Annotated in this window: 19 protein-coding genes; 9 read left to right on the forward strand and 10 right to left on the reverse strand. The window is 59.0% G+C overall.

Going from position 1 to position 20,134, the window contains the following annotated elements:
* Positions 1 to 404 precede the first annotated feature (404 nt).
* From HY019_RS15620 to HY019_RS15635, 4 genes are all read left to right on the forward strand, one after another.
* A complete protein-coding gene (locus HY019_RS15620; protein WP_290693928.1) occupies positions 405 to 761 on the forward strand; it encodes a CzcE family metal-binding protein in 357 nt (118 codons plus the stop codon).
* Positions 762 to 856: 95 nt separating this feature from the next.
* Positions 857 to 1,210, forward strand: coding sequence for a copper-binding protein (locus HY019_RS15625; protein WP_290693931.1), 354 nt, complete (start codon positions 857 to 859; stop codon positions 1,208 to 1,210).
* Between the two features lie 136 nt (positions 1,211 to 1,346).
* Positions 1,347 to 1,670: a YnfA family protein gene (locus tag HY019_RS15630; RefSeq protein WP_035034044.1), complete on the forward strand. Its 324-nt coding sequence runs from the start codon at positions 1,347 to 1,349 to the stop codon at positions 1,668 to 1,670.
* A 127-nt stretch (positions 1,671 to 1,797) separates the two neighbouring features.
* Positions 1,798 to 2,367 carry a hypothetical protein gene (locus HY019_RS15635; protein WP_290694251.1) on the forward strand — a complete coding sequence of 190 codons (570 nt, stop codon included), beginning with the start codon at positions 1,798 to 1,800 and terminating at the stop codon, positions 2,365 to 2,367.
* Positions 2,368 to 2,786: 419 nt separating this feature from the next.
* Here HY019_RS15635 and HY019_RS15640 read toward each other — a convergent pair whose 3' ends face one another.
* The 9 genes from HY019_RS15640 to HY019_RS15680 form a co-directional block, all read right to left on the reverse strand.
* Positions 2,787 to 3,134 (reverse strand): hypothetical protein, encoded by a 348-nt coding sequence (locus HY019_RS15640; protein WP_290693934.1) that lies wholly within the window; start codon positions 3,132 to 3,134, stop codon positions 2,787 to 2,789.
* A gap of 71 nt (positions 3,135 to 3,205) precedes the next feature.
* Entirely contained in the window at positions 3,206 to 5,149 is a 1,944-nt protein-coding gene (locus HY019_RS15645; protein WP_035034038.1) for a cytochrome c/FTR1 family iron permease, read from the reverse strand.
* A 166-nt stretch (positions 5,150 to 5,315) separates the two neighbouring features.
* The gene (locus HY019_RS15650; protein WP_152606318.1) at positions 5,316 to 5,801 is read right to left on the reverse strand and encodes a hypothetical protein; all 486 of its coding nucleotides are present in this window, start codon (positions 5,799 to 5,801) and stop codon (positions 5,316 to 5,318) included.
* Between the two features lie 56 nt (positions 5,802 to 5,857).
* Entirely contained in the window at positions 5,858 to 6,301 is a 444-nt protein-coding gene (locus HY019_RS15655) for a hypothetical protein (protein WP_152606317.1), read from the reverse strand.
* 50 nt (positions 6,302 to 6,351) lie between these two features.
* Positions 6,352 to 9,549 carry a CusA/CzcA family heavy metal efflux RND transporter gene (locus tag HY019_RS15660; protein ID WP_035034030.1) on the reverse strand — a complete coding sequence of 1,066 codons (3,198 nt, stop codon included), beginning with the start codon at positions 9,547 to 9,549 and terminating at the stop codon, positions 6,352 to 6,354.
* A gap of 15 nt (positions 9,550 to 9,564) precedes the next feature.
* Positions 9,565 to 10,872, reverse strand: coding sequence for an efflux RND transporter periplasmic adaptor subunit (locus HY019_RS15665; RefSeq protein ID WP_290693942.1), 1,308 nt, complete (start codon positions 10,870 to 10,872; stop codon positions 9,565 to 9,567).
* Positions 10,869 to 12,212 carry a TolC family protein gene (locus HY019_RS15670; protein WP_052161996.1) on the reverse strand — a complete coding sequence of 448 codons (1,344 nt, stop codon included), beginning with the start codon at positions 12,210 to 12,212 and terminating at the stop codon, positions 10,869 to 10,871. The genes HY019_RS15665 and HY019_RS15670 overlap by 4 nt, the downstream gene beginning before the upstream one ends.
* A 109-nt stretch (positions 12,213 to 12,321) precedes the next feature.
* Complete coding sequence (locus HY019_RS15675) at positions 12,322 to 12,678, reverse strand: hypothetical protein (RefSeq protein ID WP_035034023.1); 357 nt, start codon at positions 12,676 to 12,678, stop codon at positions 12,322 to 12,324.
* Between the two features lie 43 nt (positions 12,679 to 12,721).
* Positions 12,722 to 14,806 carry a heavy metal translocating P-type ATPase gene (locus HY019_RS15680; RefSeq protein ID WP_052162847.1) on the reverse strand — a complete coding sequence of 695 codons (2,085 nt, stop codon included), beginning with the start codon at positions 14,804 to 14,806 and terminating at the stop codon, positions 12,722 to 12,724.
* Between the two features lie 277 nt (positions 14,807 to 15,083).
* Here HY019_RS15680 and cadR point away from each other — a divergent pair, with 277 nt between their 5' ends.
* From cadR to HY019_RS15705, 5 genes are all read left to right on the forward strand, one after another.
* A complete protein-coding gene (gene cadR, locus HY019_RS15685; protein ID WP_035034018.1) occupies positions 15,084 to 15,515 on the forward strand; it encodes a Cd(II)/Pb(II)-responsive transcriptional regulator in 432 nt (143 codons plus the stop codon).
* A gap of 19 nt (positions 15,516 to 15,534) precedes the next feature.
* On the forward strand, positions 15,535 to 16,155 hold the full coding sequence (locus HY019_RS15690) for a class I SAM-dependent methyltransferase (protein ID WP_035034015.1): 621 nt from the start codon (positions 15,535 to 15,537) through the stop codon (positions 16,153 to 16,155).
* Complete coding sequence (locus tag HY019_RS15695) at positions 16,152 to 17,210, forward strand: DMT family transporter (protein ID WP_290693951.1); 1,059 nt, start codon at positions 16,152 to 16,154, stop codon at positions 17,208 to 17,210. Before HY019_RS15690 ends, HY019_RS15695 begins: the two co-directional genes overlap by 4 nt.
* Before the next feature lie 9 nt (positions 17,211 to 17,219).
* Positions 17,220 to 17,849: a Crp/Fnr family transcriptional regulator gene (locus HY019_RS15700; RefSeq protein ID WP_290693954.1), complete on the forward strand. Its 630-nt coding sequence runs from the start codon at positions 17,220 to 17,222 to the stop codon at positions 17,847 to 17,849.
* 69 nt (positions 17,850 to 17,918) lie between these two features.
* Positions 17,919 to 18,440, forward strand: a complete 522-nt coding sequence (locus tag HY019_RS15705; protein ID WP_290693957.1) for an aspartate carbamoyltransferase — start codon at positions 17,919 to 17,921, stop codon at positions 18,438 to 18,440.
* 820 nt (positions 18,441 to 19,260) lie between these two features.
* Here the strand turns inward: HY019_RS15705 and HY019_RS15710 are convergent.
* A complete protein-coding gene (locus tag HY019_RS15710) occupies positions 19,261 to 20,115 on the reverse strand; it encodes a methyltransferase domain-containing protein (protein ID WP_290693960.1) in 855 nt (284 codons plus the stop codon).
* Between the last annotated feature and the right edge of the window lie 19 nt (positions 20,116 to 20,134).

Below are 20,134 nucleotides of genomic sequence, written 5' to 3' on the forward strand. Positions count from 1 at the left end.
GTCCTGTTCGTCGGCGGCATGTTGTGGTCGGGATTGAATGGCCTTCCCAGCCTGTCGCCATCCCCCAAGGCACAAGACCTGGCCAAAACCCAAGGCCTGTTCTTGTCAGAAGGGATGCGCGAGCCCATGCCCGGCATGGCCGATGGCAATGACTGCGTCATGTGCCGCTCAGCGCCTGGACCAACGACCCTGTCAGCGGCACAGAAAACCAAAGCTGTCTTGCCTTCGTCGGCCTGGTATGCCCATTGGCAGCGGCCCGTTGATGGCTTTGTTCAACCCAGAGTGAACTTTGCGCATGCAATCACGCCCATGCGAATCGCGTTTTGCAGGTGGCTCAATTGAAAGCAGGCTGGCGAGCCTCGCTTTCATCGAAAACACCATCCACATCCTCTGAGGAACACATCATGAAAACCACCCAATACCTGATTGCCGCGACCATCGCGATTGCCACCGTAGCGTTGGCCCCTGCACAAGCCGAAGTGCGTCGCCCGTCCTTCTCTCACGCGATGGACATGACGCACAAACCCACGTCGGCACAGGCGGACCGAACCATTGACATCACCCCGCAAACACAGTGGGTCAACGTCAAGCGATTGGAAGTCGTTCAGTTCGTCAGCCAGGTCAACGGCAATACCAGGACATTCACCTGGCAAGCCCCCGCGCACGCCCTCAAGCCCTTCAGCCTGAGTGACATCGCGCCCTCGGACTTTGCCGCACAACCCATCACGGTGTATGTCGCGCCTAGTCGCCTCTCTCGTTAAGCCACTCCGTCAGCGGCGCCAGCAGATCTCGCCAACCAGATCATGGTGCTGCTGACCAAACTCACCCATCGCATACCAACCATTGAAAGAACCTCATGATCAAGAACACACTGCAATCTCTGGTCGCCATCAGCCTGATTCCCGCCGCCACATTGGCCATGGCACAGGGCGATGACATGAAAGGGATGAAGGGCATGGACATGCCTGCCCAGACGTCCACTGCTCCCAAAGCCACGCACACGGCCCACGGCGTCGTCAAAGCGATCGATCTCAAAGGCGGCAAAGTGACCATCGCGCATGCCCCCGTCAATACGCTGAACTGGCCCGCCATGACCATGGCCTTTCTGGTCCACGACAAGGCTCTCTTCAGCAAGCTGTCTGTTGGCAAAGAGATCCAGTTCGAGATCACGCCCGTGGGGCAAGGCTACATGGTGAGCGCTGTAAAGTGACCTCGTGAGCGTGTGCCTGCCCTGCCGGTCGACTCAAAACCGCCGGGCAGGCAGATCGGCACATGCGGCGCACCTTAGCTGCCGCGGCACGCCACAAATGCCGGGAAACCCAATCACCCAAAACTACTCCGATGCCATGCTGCAAACCATCTTGCTGTTCGTCCTCACGGCTGTGGCTGAGATCCTGGGCTGTTATCTACCTTGGCTGGTCCTGAAGCAGGGCAAGCCCATGTGGTTGCTGGTCCCGGCGACGGCATCTCTGGCCTTGTTCGCGTGGCTGTTGACCCTGCATCCCAGCGCAGCTGGGCGAACCTATGCGGCTTACGGCGGGGTCTACATCGCAGTCGCCTTGGCTTGGCTGTGGCTGGTGGATGGCATCACCCCGTCAAGATGGGACCTCATCGGAGCAGGCGTGGCCCTGCTGGGCATGACCATCATCGCACTTCAGCCACAAAAATGACCTGGATCAGAGCATCCCGGGCGAGTCTTTGTCTGAGCCAGAAAATGCAGTAAGGTGTACGAAGCGTGTTGTTGGTGCAAATAGTTGGTTCCTCGTCCATAGCCCTCTGTCATTGGAGCGACAAATCATGAAACCTTCCATCCCGGCCATTTCGTTGATCTCTCTGGCCGCTTTGACATTGTCTTCACCCATTCTGGCGCAGCCCGCTAAAGCTACCGACAAAAGCGCGGACAAGGCCGCTGTGGCCCCAAAAGTCACACCACCAAACCCCGCTGAGTTTGACAAGCAAATGAGCCAAATCCAGACGCACATGCAGCAGATGCAAGCGCAGATGGACAAAATCCGGCAAACCCAAGATCCTCAAGAGCGCCAACGGCTGCTCCAGGACCACTGGAACTCGATGCAAGCGGCCATGAGCACCATGGATGGCATGTGGGGCCCCAATGGCTGTTTTGGTGGCGCCGGCATGATGGGTGGGGGCATGGGCATGATGGGTGGCGGCCACATGATGATGGGTGGCAACATGATGGGCTGGGACCACATGCGAGGCTATTACTCCGGGCTCACGCCTGAACAGATGAAGCAGCGCCAATACATGATGGACCGATACATGCCCATGCAACAAATGATGATGGATCACATGTTGTGGCATCAACGCTGGCAGAGCACCCCGCCAGCGGCTCCTGAAACCAAATGAAGCCTCAGTTAACAATTCTTGCTCCGGCCCACCTCTGAGCAGAGATCAGGCAGGCACTCAAGGTGCCTGCCCCTAGACCAAAGACGCGTCGGACTGCGCCAAACTGGCGGTTTTCAAGGCGTATTTGCGAGGACTTTGGGGGCAATGCGGCGTGGCGCTGCTGCCGTGAGCGCAGGACCAAAGCATTGAAAGGCAAACTCCTTAGGTAATCAATCGTCGCCGCCCGTCTTTGCCCCCCAACACCGCTTCTTGCGCTCCCCAAATGGTTATGAAAAAGGCCAGGGTCGTTATTGCGAGCCCTTGGGAGCGCCTAGATCAACGGTTCATGCATTCACTGACACGCTGAGAGGCCGAGTTGTTAAGCGTTGTCAGCTTCGATGACGACAAGACCCCACCCATCACCACCGTAGTAGCAAGAATTATTCGACCAAGAGAGCGTCGAGGCAGCCGCTGACATAGACCAAATTGCCGACTTTCAATGTCTGCCCCTGCTTAATGGGCACGATCCACTTGTTTCTTGTCTTTGGCACCCCCGTCAGTTCCTCCACAACAACAAGTGCGAATTGACCAGAATTCCGATCACCGTACTGGCGGCAGTCTTTTGCAACCGGACCTACGAAATCCTTGCTATCCACAATATCCAAGACCTGTGCGCGCAAACGGCCTTCAGCCTCAACAGGAATTGGTTTCCAGCCCGCGCAGCCCCCGAGTGCAAGCGCTGTAGCAATCATGCCAATAAGATATTTCATACCAAGGGTACCTTTCATAGAAAGTCAACGATTAACCACATTTGAGCGAATAGGGGTCGTGAATGTGAGAGCTTGGGAGGCACTTTGAATCAGTTTTGCCGCATGGTCGGCTGCCTTGCCGAACGAAAATTGATAGCGAACGCCACCACGACAACGAGCAAAACAGCAAGCTGGGCCAGCACCGTTTGCCACGATGGATAGATGCCAAGCAAGTCGATCCGAGGAATTGCCATCGAATTGACATGTACCAGCCCAGCCTCTTGCAGCCCTGCAATGCCCTTGCCGGCCAAAATCACCGAGAGCGCGGCTACCAGTGTGGAACTCACCGCAAAAAACTGACCAATCGGCAACCGAGCACTGGTGCGCAGCAGCACCCAAGCCAGCAATGCCAAAAGCGCCATGCCTGACCCCAAACCGGCAAGCAGCGGCCATCCATTTCCCTCTGACCAAAGGGCTGTGTAAAACAGCACCGTCTCGAACACCTCGCGGTACACCGCGACGAATGCCAACGAGAACAAGAACCACGCTGTACGCTTGTTGAGTGCCGACGACAGTTTTTCCTTGAGGTAAATCTGCCAGCGACCAGCGACGCTTTTGTTGTGCATCCACATCCCGACGCCGAGCAAAACAACAGCCGCAAACAATGAAGAAAGACCTTCGGTCAACTCCCGACTGGCGCCACTGACGCCGACCAGATAGGTCGCGACACCCCAAGTGATGCCACCCGCCGCTAGTGCGGCCACCCATCCTGCATGCACATAAACCACGACATCGCTGCGCTCAGCCTTTTTGAGAAAGGCCAGCATGGCAACCACCACAAGCAAAGCTTCCAAGCCCTCTCTGAGCAAAATAGTCAGAGCCCCAATAAAAGCCGCGACAGCATCGTTCTCCGAGGGAGCGAGTACCTTATCTGCTTCATCGAGCATGCCCTGCAACCGTTGATGCGCAGCCTGCACTTCGGTCGGAGTGCCGTTTGCCACCAACGCTCGATAAGACACCATCGCGGCTTCGATCTTTTCAAACAACTGGCGATTGCGGGTGGCAAGCGCAGGTTCGACAGGCTCGAAACCATCAAGGTAGGCGGATAAAGCCAACTTGGCCGCAGCCGCGCGATTCCCGCTTTGCAATGCAATCACGCTCTCTCCGAGCTTGGTCTTGGCTATTGCCGTACCTTTCTGGTTTGCTTCCAACGCAGTTGGGTTAGCGCGTAGATAGGCGGTTAGCGCTCTAGCTGTGGGTTCATCCAACCTATCTGCCAATACATGCTCAGATGTTTGCGTCAAAGAGTCCAGATTGGCAATCGCTTGACGGGTTTGGACATTGGCGTGCCAGAGCTTCGCCCCTTCGGTTTTGTCGCTCTGCTTATAGGGCAACGTACCAACAAAGAACGCCAGCGCCCAACGATCTTCGTCCGAGAGTGCAGCAAAGCTTTGCATCGCAGTACCCGGGACGCCGGTGGTAATGATTTGATGCAATGCGAACAAGCTGCGCTCCCGCGCCCGCAGGTGTTCGGCCAGCGCGGTCGGTTTGGGGCTCAGCGACGCAGCCAATGGGCCATCGCCATGTCCCTGCTGTCCATGACATGCCACGCACTGCCCCTGGAATATCTGCGCACCCCGAGCCAAGTCCGGCAAGGCGGTGGGAGCGACCGGAAATGGATATGCCGCCTGTACAGCACTGGACAGCGCATGCGCCAGTTGCGCCACGGAGGCTGAATCGACTTTGCTCGCTACCGCTCGACGTAGCTCTGCCGCCTGCTGTTGCAAACGGCCCTTGTTGGAATGGCTTGGCAACTCGTCCAACTGACGTTCGGCCAAAGCCGCGAACTCTTGCATCTCCGCATATTCCGAAGCCTTCAGCACTGCGCCGTTGTTCACCGCACCGCCGTAATCGACGGCCACGTAGTCCAGAAGCTGCCAGACTTGCTTGGCCTTGGTCTCAGTAGCGTCTGCAGCGTGTGCGGCCCCACCGACGACTGCAAACGCTACCAGCAGCAGCGCCTGCAGCCAAGAACAGGATGCACGACAAAGCATAGAAATCCCCCAACAACATAAATGCGAATGATTGTAATTCTCATCTAAATTCATGTCGAGCACTTTGCTTTGCCTCAAGGCGGCACACGTCCGCCAGACGACGCGAGCTTGAACTCCTCATACTCGTCCATGTGGCGCTGTGCGGTGTGGTTCAGGCTGTCTTGGTTCACTTGGAACTTCCAACTCGACGATCAAGGAAGGCTATAACCGAACACTCTTGAACAAGCCGCAAACCTTCATGGGAGTCAATCTGCTCCAGTGCAAAGCCCAAAAAGTCTTGCCTGCTGAACGAGCGCCGCAAGCGCACCACAGCCACCTCACCAGGCTTGCTGAACAGACGCAATGGCAGCCCTGCACTTGTCTTTGGGCCAGCTTGAAGCACATGCTCACCGGGATCAATATCAACCGCCATGGTCGAGAAAGGAATGGTGTCCACCAGTGGACTCCCGTCCAGGTCCACTGCGGCATGACCATGCACATCAAACCAGTCATTCCTGATGATGACGATGCGACTGTTTACCTTGGAAGTGCCCCGAAGCTGACGCACTTCAGCGATCTGGGCCGAAGAAAGTGGCGAAATGGGAACGCATGTTTTCACCACGCCTCGCCGATGGCAGCGCTCTTTGGCTTCACTGGCGCTATTGCCTGGCATGTTCGCGCACCCGGTAATCAGGACGACGCTTACCACGAACAATGTTGCAGCAGCCCTCAACGCGCAACTCCAGTTGAGTAAGGGGCGACGATTTGGTCGAGCACGGCCTGCCTGTTCGCGGTGAACGCATCCTCATCGCTCGACTGAGCAGCGTTGTGCAATCTAACAGGCTGGCTGCAATCGACAATGTTGATATCAACCTGATCTCCAACCGTCAGAACCAAGTCACTCGGCACGGCAACGATCTGCTTGGCGCGCAATGTTGAGCGACCTCCGAAGCTGTAGGAAACCACCGCATAGCGAGCGTGAAGTGGATCTGGCGCCAGTTCCTCGCGGCAGTCTTTTCTGACCACCCGTTCCGCAGTTCGTGTCACGCCGACCTCCAATACCTTGGCGTGACGCCCCCCATTGTTGAAACTGTATGGGTCGTTTTCGGTGGAGGCGCAGGCCGTCATCAGCAACGATGCACCGGCCAAAGCACAGGTCAATATCTTGGTCATGGCTCTCTCCTTGATCACAGAAGGTGAGTCGGTTAAATGCAAATGCGCATTTACGTCTTCAACTCGCCTGCCAGAGGTGCCCCAATTCCTGGGCGCACCTCTGGGCCGCCTTCGGGCTCGTCCTCATCGCCACCATGCGCCAAGCGGTAGAGCACTGGCAGCATGAGCAAAGTTAAGATGGTCGAAGACAAGATTCCTCCGATCACCACCGTGGCCAGCGGTCGCTGCACCTCAGCGCCTGTGCCAGTGGCAATGGCCATGGGGATGAAACCAAGGGATGCCACCAGCGCGGTCATCAGGACGGGCCTCAAGCGAGTCAATGCCCCTTCCTCAATGGCCGAATCAAGGCCGTATCCATTGTCTCGCAGGCTGCGGATGAACGAGATCATCACCAGCCCATTGAGCACAGCAACGCCAGACAAAGCGATGAAGCCCACCGCAGCAGAGATGGACAACGGGATGCCCCGCGCCCACAGTGCCAGCACGCCACCCGTCAGCGCAAAGGGAATGCCCGTGAACACCAGCAAGCCGTCCTTGATGTCGCGGAACATTGCGAACAGCAAGGTGAAGACCAGCAACAAGGACACTGGCACCACCACCATCAGGCGCTGGCGGGCAGACTGCAGGTTCTCGAACTGACCGCCCCAGACGGTCCAGTAACCCGGCGGGATCTTGACCTGCTGCAAGGCGCTTTGCGCGTCGCCGACAAACGAGCCGATGTCACGACCTCGCACATTGGCGCTGATGACAATGCGGCGCTTGCCGTTCTCGCGGCTGACCTGGTTGGGGCCTGGCGCGAAGTCGATGGCCGCCACCTCGGACAATGGGATGAAACGAGCCCCACCGGCCTGTATGTCTTTAGCTGGCAAGGGAATGGGCAGGCGCTTGATCGCATCCAGATCGGTGCGCACACCTTCAGGCAGGCGCACAACGATGCCAAAACGACGGTCGCCTTCAAACAAGGTGCCTGCTTCTTGCCCACCGAAGGCGATGGCCAAGGTCTCTTGCACGTCTCCCACGTTCAGGCCGTAACGAGACGCCTTCTCGCGGTCGATGTCCACGGTGAGCATGGGCAGCCCCGTGGTCTGCTCCACTTTGACCTCTGACGCACCGGGCACCTGTTGCAAGGCCTGAGCGAGCTGATTGGCCGTGGTGTTGAGCACCTCCATGTCATCGCCAAACAGCTTGACGGCCACGTCACTGCGCACCCCTGAGATCAATTCGTTGAAGCGCATCTGAATCGGCTGCGAGAACTCGTAGTTCTGCCCGGGCAGCTTGGCCACTTCCTCTTGAACAGCGGCAATCAGCTCATCGCGCGTCTTACGCGGTTGTGGCCATTGCTCCGTGGGCTTGAGCATGACGTAGCCATCCGAGATGTTTTGCGGCATCGGATCGGTAGCCACCTCTGCCGTGCCCGTGCGCGCAAACACACGCTCAATCTCGGGAAATTTGGCCTTCAGGTGGGTTTCGAGCTGGCGCTGCATGGCCACAGACTGCGTCAGGCTGGTGCCTGGAATACGCAAGGCCTGTACCGAGAAGTCACCCTCGTTCAGACTGGGTACGAACTCACTGCCCATGCGCGAGGCAACCACCCCCGACAAGGCAATCATGACCACCGCCAAGGTCAGCACCACCGGCTTGGCCGCCAGGGCCTTTGCGAGCAAAGGCGCATACAGGCGCTTGGCGCCTTGCATCAGGGCGTTCTCCTTCTCGGCCACCTTGTCGCCAATGAACAGTGCCACCGCCGCTGGGATGAACGTGACCGACAAGATCATCGCCCCCAACAGGGCCATCACCACCGTGAAAGCCATCGGGTGGAACATGCGCCCCTCCACACCCGACAGCGCAAAGATGGGCAGGTAGACGATCATGATGATCAACTGCCCAAACAGCAGTGGCCTGCGAGCTTCTTGCGCGGCCAGAAACACTTCATGAAAGCGCTCCTTGAGCGTGAGTGTCCTACCATGGTGGGCCTGCGCATGGGCCAGGCGGCGCACGCAGTTCTCCACGATCACGACGGCGCCGTCCACGATGATCCCGAAATCCAAGGCCCCCAGGCTCATCAGGTTGGCGCTGACTTTCTGACTGACCATGCCACTGAAGGTGAACAGCATCGACAGCGGGATCACCAAGGCCGTGATGAGCGCTGCGCGCAGGTTGCCAAGGAACAAGAACAAGATGGCAATCACCAGAACCGCCCCTTCAAAGAGGTTCTTCTTGACCGTCGCAATGGCCTTGTCCACCAGGTCGGTGCGGTTGTAGACCGTGACCGCGTGAACGCCGCTGGGCAAGGTCTTGTTGATCTCGGCCATCCGCTTGTCCACGGCCAGAGAGACCGTGCGACTGTTCTCACCAATCAGCATGAAGACGGTGCCCAGCACGACCTCGCGGCCGTTGTCCGTGGCCGCCCCCGTGCGCAACTCCTCACCCAACCCCACATCGGCCACATCGCGGATGCGGATGGGCACGCTGTCGGCTTGTTTCACGACGATGTTGCCGATGTCCGCCACGCCCCGGACCTGGCCAGGCGCCCGGATCAGGTACTGCTCACCCCGGCGCTCGATGTAGCCCGCGCCCACATTGGTGTTGTTGCGCTCCAGCGCCTGGACCACGTCGGCCATGGTCAGGCCGTGCGCGATCAACTTGTCGGGCCAGGGGGCCACCTGATATTGCTTCGCGTAGCCACCGATGGCGTTGATTTCGGTCACACCCGCCACGTTGCGCAATTGCGGTTTGATGATCCAGTCCTGGATCTCGCGCAAATCGGTTGGCGTGTACGGTGTGCCATCGGCCTTCTTGGCACCTTCCTTGGTCTCCACCGTCCACATGTAGATTTCGCCCAGGCCCGTCGAAATCGGCCCCATTTCTGGCGCGATGCCTTGTGGCAAGCGCTCCTTGGCACCCTGGATGCGCTCGTTGACCAGTTGGCGTGCAAAGTAGATGTCCGTGCCGTCCTTGAAGATCACGGTGATCTGCGACAGGCCATAGCGCGACAGCGAGCGGGTCTCCTCCAGACCCGGCAGGCCCGCCATCACGGTCTCAATCGGATAGGTCACGCGTTGCTCAGCCTCCAGAGGCGAATACCCCGGAGCCTGCGTGTTGATCTGGACCTGGACATTGGTGATGTCCGGCACGGCGTCAATGGGCAGCTTCTGGTAGCTGAAGCCCCCCAATGCGGCCATGCCCAACACAGCCAGGATGACCAGCCAACGCTGCTCGATGGCAAACCGGATGATGCGTTCAAACATATTGATTTCCTCGCATCAATCGTCGTGCTCGGCCGAAGCCTTGCCGACCTCGGCCTTGATCACAAAGCTGTTGGTCGAGGCATAGCGGTCCCCGGCTTTGAGCCCACTGGTGATTTCGGTACGTTGCGCATCCGCGTGCCCGACCTTGACCGTCCTGGCTTGAAAGCCCCCCGACACTTCGACAAACACCACATCGCGCCCTTCGAGGCTCTGCACGGCGCTGGAGGCCACCGTCACGGGTGCATCGACCTCACCTGCGACGACTTCGACGTTGACAAACAAGCCGGGACGCCAGGCCAGCTTGGGGTTGCTCAAAACCACCCGAGCTGTCGCGGCGCGGGTCTGCTCCCCAAGCAGGGCGCTGACATAAGCCACCGTGCCAGTGGCAACGCCCTCAAAGGCGCTGGAGCGCACCACGACTTTCTCGCCCACACGGATCAGGGCGAGATCCTTGGCGGCCACACTGACCTCGGCCCACACCGTGGACAGGTCCGACAGTGTGAAGACATGGGCGTCTTCCTTGACGGCCTCACCCAGGGCCAGGTGCTTTTCCACCACCATGCCATCGAAGGGTGCGCGCAACTCGTAGCGATTGAGCTCACCCGCCACAGGCGAGGCGCCCAAAGCCTTGAGCTTCTGACTTGCATTGGCCACAGCGATCTCGGCCTCTCGCCATGCCTGCTGCGCCTGCAGATAGTCCATCTGCGGCGATATCTTGTCCTCGAAGAGCTTCTTTTCTCGCTCGTACGTTGTCTTGGCCAAGACCAGGCGCTTCTGGGCTGATTGCAACTCGCTGCGCAAATCAGACAAGACCACGCTGGAGATCACCGCCAGCACCTGGCCCTTCTTGACCTGCTGCCCCAGGTTGGCCGATACGCTCTCGACCACCCCGGCCAGACGCGGCACGACGTGTGCGGTGCGGTCTTCGTTGAAGCGCACCTCGCCAGGCATCTGCACCGCGGTGCGAACTCGCCCCGCACCGGCTTGCTCGACCACAATGCCCGCCGACTTGATCTGGTCGGCGCTCAAGGCCACGGGTGGCTCTGCCCCCTCGTGACCGGCAGCCTTCTCATGGCGGTCCTCATAGCCATGCTCCTTGGCATCTTCATGGGCAGGCTTGCCTTCGCTGGGCTCCTTGGCATCTTGGCTTTTTGCCTCAGCTTGGCCATGCTCCTGGCGAGCCCCCTCCGGGGCCGAAGAACCATCGTTGCGGCCTTTGAGCACGAAGGCGCCAGCGACCAGGCCAAGCACAACGATGACGGCCATGGCAATGAGTTGGGGTTGGCTGATGCGCCCAGCCTGGCGCTTGAACAGGGGATTCATTGGTGTGCTTTCTCTGAACTGGCAGGAGGCGCTTCTGAAGCCTCTGTGCCCAGCAAACGGTCGATGTCGGCGGCGGTGCGATGCATCTCAGCCAGCGCACGCAGGTACTGGGCGCGAGCCTGGAACAAGGTTCGCTGTGCATCCAGGGTTTCCAGGAAGCTGAACTTGCCCAGCTCGAACCCCGTCACGGCGGCCTGCCACGCGCTCTGCGCGCCGGGCAGCACGTCTTGCTGAAGAGTCTGAACCTCGGCGTGAGCCGCCTGGTAGCGCTCGGTCAACTGCGTCCATTGGTTGTCCACCCGGATCTGCATGGCGGCAAGGTCCGCTTCGGCCTTGTCTTGAAGGCGCATGGCTTGCAAGACATTGCCCTGGTTGCGATCCCACAAGGGCAGCGGCAAGGCCAGACCGATGACGGCCTGGTTGCGCCCCAGCTCCTCCGAGCGCTTGGTACCCAGCGTCACCGTGATGTCGGGGATGCGGCGGGCCTCTTCCAAATCGGTCAGGGCTCGTCGACGGTCCACTTCCAGTCGGGCCTGACGCAACGCGGGAGCGTCGGCCAGTCTACCGGCTTGCTGGTTCATGAACGCTGGGTTGAGTGCGACGGTGCTTTCAACCAAGGGCGCCCAGTTGATGGGTGCCAGGTCTGAGGCAGACTGGCCCATCAAGCTGCCAAGGCGTTGCTGGGCCACACGCCACTCGCTTCGCGCCTGAAGCAGCTCGACATCCACGGACGCTTGAGCCACCTTGGCGCGTGTTTCCTCCACCGGAGAGACCTTGCCAGCCTGAACGCGCTTGGACACGGCCAGGGAGGCCCGAGCGGCCAGCTCAGACGATGCTTGAGCCAGCCGCACGCGCTCTTGAGCGATGGCTGAGGCAAAAAAAGCCTCGGTGACATCGGCGCGCACTTGGGCACGCCGCGCCTGCCATTCGATGCCGACCTGAGTCTGGGCCAGTTGTGCGGCCGACACGCGTGCGGCACGCTTGCCCCCCAGCTCAATTGGCTGGGCCAGCTGCACGGTGGTTGTGCGCGTCTGCGCCCTGGTGTCTTCCATCAGGGTCTGCAGTTCTGGATTGGGGCGTGCGCCAGCCTGGATCACCGCGCCTTCGCTGGCCTGAACGTCCTGCTGTGCAGCACGCAACTCCGGGCTGTGTTGCAACGCCAAGGCCATGGCCTGAGCCAGCGTCAGCGCAGGTACCGGGGTGTCCGCGCTGCGCTCAGGCAAATGCCCAGCCTGCGCGGCCTCTTTGGAGTCGGTAGAAACTTGAGAATGGACTTGCAGCGGAAAAACTGCAGTCGTCAGTGTTGTCAGTGCCGCCAGCGGCACCCATAGCCTGTGCATCGAATTCTCCGGGTTGTAGACACAACGAGGGTGAGTTCGACGAGCCGGTACACGCCAACAGGCGCGTCACCTCAACAAAAAACCATGAAGGGTGGATCGTCTCGCCGATTCAAAGCAAGACCGACCAGTTGGGGCGTTCAATCCTGGGGGGATCAAGGTACTGGTAGGCGCGAGGCACGACGGCATTGAGCTGCTGCCCGTGAGCGCCATCTGGCAACACGCTGATGCCGGAGGGCAGCAAGTGGGCGCCGCACAAGTGGCCAGCACAGCCACAATCGCGATCAGCCTGCTGTTTGCCTTTGGCCAGCTTCTTCGTTGCTTCCACACCCGTGTGATTCAGGTGCCCGTGGTGGCCAAAATGCGGCGCGTGCTGCCCTTGCTCGTCCTGGCAATAGTTCGCCGCTACCGCCCAACTGAGTTGAAGCGGCAGCACGAACATCAAGAGGATGGCAATCCAGCGGCGCATAGGTTTGAGTATATCGGTTGGGATGTGAGGGCCCTTGAACCCATCAGCGGGAAATGGGGGCACGCAGCAAGCGCAAACCATTGCCCACGACGAGCAAACTTGCCCCGACATCCGCGAACACGGCCATCCACATGGTCCCCAGGCCAACCAGCGTCAAGACCAGAAAGACAGCCTTGATGCCCAAAGCCAGCACGATGTTTTGAACCAGCAGGACATGGGTGCGGCGTGACAGCCGCACAAAGCGTGGCAGCTTGCGCAGGTCGTCATCCATCAAGGCCACGTCGGCAGTTTCGATGGCCGTGCCCGTGCCTGCTGCCCCCATGGCGAAGCCAATGTCGGCACGGGCTAGCGCGGGCGCATCGTTGATGCCATCGCCCACCATGCCCACCGAACCGCCCTGCCCGATCTTGCCCTCGATCGCCCTGAGCTTGTCCTCAGGCAGCATGTCACCCTGTGCTTCGTCGATGCCGACTTTCCCAGCAATGGCGCGGGCCGTGTGGGCGTTGTCACCCGTGAGCATCACCGTCTTGATGCCCAGCGCATGGAGTTCGGCGATGGCCTGGCGGCTGCTGTCCTTGACCGTGTCAGCCACCGCAAACAAACCTTGCACGCTTTGCTCATCGCTCAGCAAGATGACGGTTTTTCCTTGCTCCTCCAATGCCGACAGGCGCGCCTCAAGCTCAAGGGAGCAGCAGCCTTGCTCGTGGATCAAGCGGTGGTTTCCGAGGTAGCAAAGTTTGCCGACGATGAGGCCCTTGACGCCACGCCCGGGCAGCGCTTCGAAGCCCTCTACGTTTCGCAAGACAATGCCTTCTTGTTGGGCGGCTGCAGCCACAGCGCGTGACACGGGATGGTCGGAACGGCTGGCCAGACTGGCGGCCAAGCTGCGAACATCCGCCTCGTTGTGGCCGTTCAACACGACAAAGTCCGTCTGCACCGGCTTGCCGTGGGTGATCGTGCCGGTCTTGTCAAGGGCCAGCCAAACCAGCTTGCGGCCTTCTTCCAGGTAGACCCCACCTTTGATCAGGATGCCTTGGCGCGCGGCGGCGGCCAGGCCGCTCACGATGGTCACCGGGGTCGAGATCACCAACGCGCACGGGCAGGCGATGACCAGCAAAACGAGCGCCTTGTAAACCCAGTCGAACCAAGCCGCACCCATCAACAGCGGCGGCAGGATCGCCACCGCCAGCGCGATGGCAAAAACCACGGGCGTATAGACGCGTGCGAATTGATCGACGAAGCGCTGTGTTGGCGCCCGCGCACCCTGAGCCTCTTCCACCGCGTGGATGATGCGTGCCAAAGTGCTGTCGCCTGCTGCGGCCGTCACGAGGTATTCGAATGAGCCCGACTCGTTGATGGTCCCGGCAAAAACCGCATCACCCTGTGCCTTGTCCACCGGCAGGCTCTCGCCGGTGATCGGGGCCTGGTTGACCGTTGACCGACCGCTGACCACTGTGCCATCCAATGCAATGCGCTCACCCGGCTTGACGCGAACACGCGCCTGGATGGCGACCGACTTCGCCTCCACATCCCGCCAAGTGCCATCGTCCTGCAGGACGGAGGCACGCTCTGGCGCCAGTTGAATCAAGCCCTTGATGGCGTTGCGCGCACGGTCCAAAGATTTGGCTTCGATCAACTCCGCCACCGTGAACAGCACCATCACCATGGCTGCTTCGGCCCACTGGCCCAGCACCAGCGCTCCCGTCACAGCAATGCTCATCAAGGCATTGATGTTCAGGTCGCCATGACGAATGGCCACCCAGCCTTTTTTGTAGGTACCGATGCCGCAGGCGAGCACCGCTGCCAATGCCAGCAAAGCAGGCAGCCATGTGGGCAACCCCAGCCAGACGGCGGCCTCGGAGCCGATGGCCGCCACTCCGGCCAAGGCGAGTGGCCACCATGGCTCGGCAGGTTCTGGCGTGCCAACAGCCTCGGATGAGGCGTCGGTGACGACCTCTGGCGTGAACCCCAAAGAACGAACCGCTTCCAGGATGAGATCAATGGCCTGTGGCTCGTGTGACACCGTCAGCACACGCTGCATCAGGTTGAATTCCATGCCCGAAACTCCAGCCATGCCGCCCAGCCTCTTGCGCAAGAGCGCCTCCTCGGTCGGGCAGTCCATCTGCATGATGCGAATGGGCGTTTGCGTGTAACCGCCTTTGGCCGCAGCTTTGCCCAATGTCACCTTGGCGGGTTGGGCATCTTGCCCACAACACGCCGTGTTGCAGGACGCAATAGGTGGCGCTGGCTCAGCGCAGCAAGGCTCATCGTCATGAGCAAGGCCGTCATCTGGGTTGCGGTCAAACGGGAGGTTTTCTTGTGGGGCAGGCATGGTCATGGCGAATCTGTTTACCGCATTACACAACCTGAAGCTACTATAGAGTCAAGGGGTTTCTGGAGTCCTCATGAAAATTGGTGAGTTGGCGCAGGTTGCGCAGTGCACGGTTGAGACCATCCGCTACTACGAAAAGGAAGGCCTGTTGGCTGCACCCACCCGTACGAGCGGTAACTTCCGGGTGTACGGGCCCGAGCAGGTGGAGCGCCTGCGGCTCATTCGCAACTGCCGTGCGCTGGACATGAGTCATGATGAAATCCGCACCTTGCTGGGCATGGCAGACCAGGTCGAACAAGGATGTGGCGCGGTGAACGACGTGGTTGATCAGCACATCGCTCACGTTGACGAACGCATACGTGAGCTCAACCACCTCAAGCAACAGCTGACGGCATTGCGCCAGCGATGTCAAAGCGAGCGAACCGTGCAATCGTGCGGCATCCTGCAAGGGTTGGCGGCCATGGAAACCGAAGCCAAACCTGAAAGACACACCCATCTGGGTTGAACACGCCAAGGAGTGCTGCATGCAAAACAAAGAGCACTGGGAAAAGGTCTATTCCACCAAAGCGCCGGACAGCGTTAGCTGGTTTCAGCAGCACGCCGATACGTCCATGCGGCTGACCAAGGCAAGCGGCCTCGACCGAGGCGCGGCCATCATCGATGTCGGCGGCGGAGCCTCCACGCTGGTCGATGACTTGCTGGACGATGGCTACACCAACCTGACGGTGCTGGACCTGTCGGCTGCCGCCTTGGCAGAAAGTCGGCACCGCCTGGGAGCCAGATCGGATCGCGTGACCTGGATGGAGGCTGACATCACCCGTGCGGCCTTCGCCGCCCACAGCATCGACCTCTGGCACGATCGCGCCGTGTTCCACTTTCTGACGACGCAGGCAGACCGTGAGGCATATGTCGAGCAGGTCTTGCGTGCGCTCAAGCCGGGTGGCCACGTCATCATGGCCACGTTTGGCAGCGAGGGGCCGACACAGTGCAGTGGCCTGCCAGTCATGCGTTACGCACCAGACGAATTGCACGCCGAGTTCGGAGAGGTCTTCACCCTGCTGGCCCACGAAGAGCAGGTGCACCACCCCCCCTTTGGTACCGAGCAGCAGTTCATCTACTGCATGTGCAGAAAGCGGTCAACATGAACGGGCTGCACCGCGCAGCCTGGCCTGCTTTGGGTGCAGCCATCCTGTTTGGCGCCAGCACCCCTTTCGCCAAGCAACTCATCGGCGCAGGCAGGATCACCTCGTCGCCCGTTTTGCTGGCCGGCTTGCTCTATCTGGGCAGCGGCCTGGGTTTGACGCTGGTTCGACTGGTACGTGACAAAGGTTGGCAATCGCCCGGCATACCAAGCCACGAGTGGCCCTGGCTGCTTGGAGCCATCGCTTTTGGCGGCGTGCTCGGTCCGCTGATGCTCATGGTCGGTCTTGAACACACCACTGCGGCCACAGCGTCTCTATTGCTGAACCTGGAGTCGGTGCTGACCGCCGTGCTGGCGTGGATGGTGTTTCGTGAGAACACCGATCGCCGCATCGTGTTGGGCATGGTGCTGATTGTGATCGGGGGCGCCGTGCTGGCTTGGCCAGCAGGCGGGACGTTGGCAATCGGCCTCGGCCCATGGGCTTTGGCGAGTGCCTGCCTCGCGTGGGCGATCGACAACAACCTCACGCGCAAGGTGTCCGCATCTGATGCCTTGTTCATTGCGGGCAGCAAAGGCCTGGTGGCTGGCAGTGTCAACACCGCATTGGGCTTGGCGCTGGGCGCCACATGGCCTCATACCGGGTTCTTGTCATCGGCCATGCTGATTGGCTTTTTAGGCTATGGCATGAGTCTGGTGCTGTTTGTGCTGGCCTTGCGCGGCCTGGGTGCGGCCCGCACGGGCGCCTATTTTTCGACAGCGCCGTTCGTTGGGGCGGCGCTGTCAGTCGTGATGTTGGGAGAACCCACCAGCGCCGCGTTCTGGGTGGCGGCCACGCTGATGGCGGTGGGAGTTGCCCTGCACCTCACCGAACAGCATGTGCACGAACACGAGCACACCGATCTGTCTCATGTCCACCCGCATCGACACGATGTGCATCACCAGCACCTGCATGAGTTCGAATGGGATGGTACAGAGCCTCATGCACACGCGCATCGTCACAGCAAGCTGAAGCACAGCCATGTGCACTTCCCAGACATCCACCACCAACACAATCATTGAGCACGCTTTATGCGCGAGGTTCCCGAGCAGCAAGTGATTGCAACAGGCCTGCCTGCGGCCTTGAGCGTTGCCGGTACCGTCATCTCGTGCGATGCCGGCGTCACGGTATTTCACGCCGGACAGCCCGCCCGTGCGGTGTACTTTCTTGTCTCAGGTTCTGTTCGCCTGGTGAGGTATGGGCGAGCCGGTGAAGAGGTCTCGCTCCACGAAGCTCGGCCCGGCGAGTTCTTCGCCGAGGCCTCGCTGGACAGCGATTGCTACCACTGCGACGCCATCGCAAACGAGTCGAGCGAGTTGCTTCAATTTCTAGCCCCGGCTATGCGAAACCACTTGGCATCAGATGTCACGCTGTCGCGTGAATGGATGGCCCTGCTTGCTCGGCAGTTGCGCACGGCCCGCACCCGCGTCGAGCGGCTGTCCTTAAAGAATGCGGCGGAACGGATTCGGCATTTGCTTTATTCAGAGGGACGAGGCGATCGGTGCGAAGTCACCTTGCCCGGTACGTTCAAGGAACTTGCGCGTGAGTTGGGCCTGTCGCATGAAGCGCTGTACCGAACACTGGCCACGATGGTGCGAGAAGGCATCATCGAACGTGAAGGCATGACCTTGCGATTCAAAGAGTCGGCGTCACGCATATGACCGAAATCACATGAAGTCACCCGCATGCTGCGACACCATGGCGCATTTTCATCACGTCAAGGCCCATTCATGATCGACCTATTTCGACGCACTGCCCTAGCAGTGCTCATCCTGCTACCGCTGCTGTCCTGCGCGGCTGACAGCAAGCGGCAGGCAGAGGTGGGCAGGCTCGGCGCAGATGTGATGCCTTTCAGCCTGAAGGCAACAACGCACATTTTCACAAAAACAGCCGAAGGCGGTATTCAGCGCGTGGTTGCAAAAAGCATGACCGACACACCGCAAGTCACTTACGTACGAGAACACCTGCATGAGATCCAGGCCCAGTTCCTCAAGGGCGATTTCTCAGGACCGACACACATCCATGGCAGCGAGATGCCTGGCCTAACTGAACTCAAGACCGCCAAACCAGGGCAGATCGCCATTTCATATCAGGATGTGGTCGGTGGTGCGGAGCTGCGCTTCAGCACGACCAATGTCAGGCTGGTGGAGGCACTGCACACTACTTGGTTTGATGCACAACTGTCTGATCATGGCGCTGACGCCATGGCAGGTCATCACCACCATGATCATCAAGACATATCTGCGCCTTGACTTGTCGCACACCATCAGCGAATCCTGGCGCTCACCATCACAGGCAAATCAGGTTGAACGTGGATGGCCTTGCAGCAAAGATCGACTCAACGCATGAAAATGCATTTCGATCGCGCTTGCTTGCTAGACACGATTGGATTGCAGCCACCAAACAAGAAGCTGGAACAAGACGCCGCCAAGATAGTGGGCCTTTGCCTGGGTCTTTCATAAACGCCGGTAACCAATCACGCGCGCCTCGAACACCAACTCAACGAGAAGTTCTCGAAAACGGTCTTGCACGAAATGGCCGGATCGGCGCCCCAGCATCGCCTGAAAGACCTGCCGCTGTTCGTGCACATGGAGAACAGTCCGCCTGCCCCGACTGCGCCAACGATGAAAATGATGCCTGCTCACGTAGTGCCGTATGCAGGCCTCCAAAACCTCCCATGAGCAGACCTCTTTGATGGAAAATACAAGTAAAAGGTTCACCCGCCAATATTAGCGCGTTGGCACAGCAACTGGATGTCAATGCCATCCCACCGGCGTTCGACAAGCGGTGCCAGGAGTGCGTGACGAAGAGCCTCTCGCGTGCGAAGCACTCGCCGGTCACCGAGAGCCCGACCAATTCGGCTAGGGAGGGTCTGCACAAATGAGCACTGACCGAGGATAGGGCACTGATATGACCAGATTGAGGCTAGACGGCATTAGCGCCGATCGAAAAAACGAGCTCAAATTCGGATTAACAGGGCCAAACATGGCTTCAGCAAGACGAGGGCGATCCTCTGATTTGATGTTGCCTCGCCAACGTGACAAACAGCGCTGGAGCTCCTTTCAAGCGGCATCAAATATCGGATGATTTCCGACAAACCACCACATAGTGCGTGCAATACATTGAGCGGAATGGATACATTTTAAATTTCAAATCACCCTTCAAATTGTACTTTTCTGCAAACCCAGAAAAAACAATATAAGCAAGTTGAAAGGGATACAAAAAAACAGAAGGAAGTAACATCCAATAATTTCTTCTCTTGCCAACAAAATACTCAATCCCCTCCACTTTGAATCCTGAGTCCTGCAACAACCGGATCATCATGCCCAATGGGAATAAATTCCATATATTCTCCCCTTGCAAACGAAGAAGCTTTTGCCTTCTGGTTCTACCCAAAAAAAAGAACATGATTCTATCTTGCAGGGTTTGCACGCTGTCGTTTGAAACAATCAGCCCTCCACCGTCAGCCAGGTTTTCGTGACAAAAATCCAAGAACCTCGACGTATTTCCAAATTCCATGATGCCGCTGATGCATGTAACGACATCAAAATTCGGATGCTTGCCTTGATCGATGCATGGAGATGCCGCATCGATTCTCTGATAAAACTTCTCCGACAGATACTTTGGATCGAGCAATATATCAGCCCCCAAAACATCCATACCGACATGCATTTTAACAGTCTGAGCGAATAAACCATTCCCACACGGGATGTCAAGCAACCGCTTCCAGCCACGGCTCCGCGCATGAGCCAACAAGTATTTGACAATATATGCGTTTACTCCGCGAGTGGTATTGCCTTGCGGAACATGAAAAACACCCACCCGATCAGTCGTCAATTCCTTCTTCTCGATTGCCTTGAGTGGCGAATTTTTTTGACCGGCAAGGCCAGGCTCACGCTCAATGGGAATAATGGTCTTTCTGAACATTGTGTCTATTCAAATTCGA

This window comes from Aquabacterium sp., from assembly GCF_016195855.1.
Taxonomy (GTDB): domain Bacteria; phylum Pseudomonadota; class Gammaproteobacteria; order Burkholderiales; family Burkholderiaceae_C; genus Aquabacterium.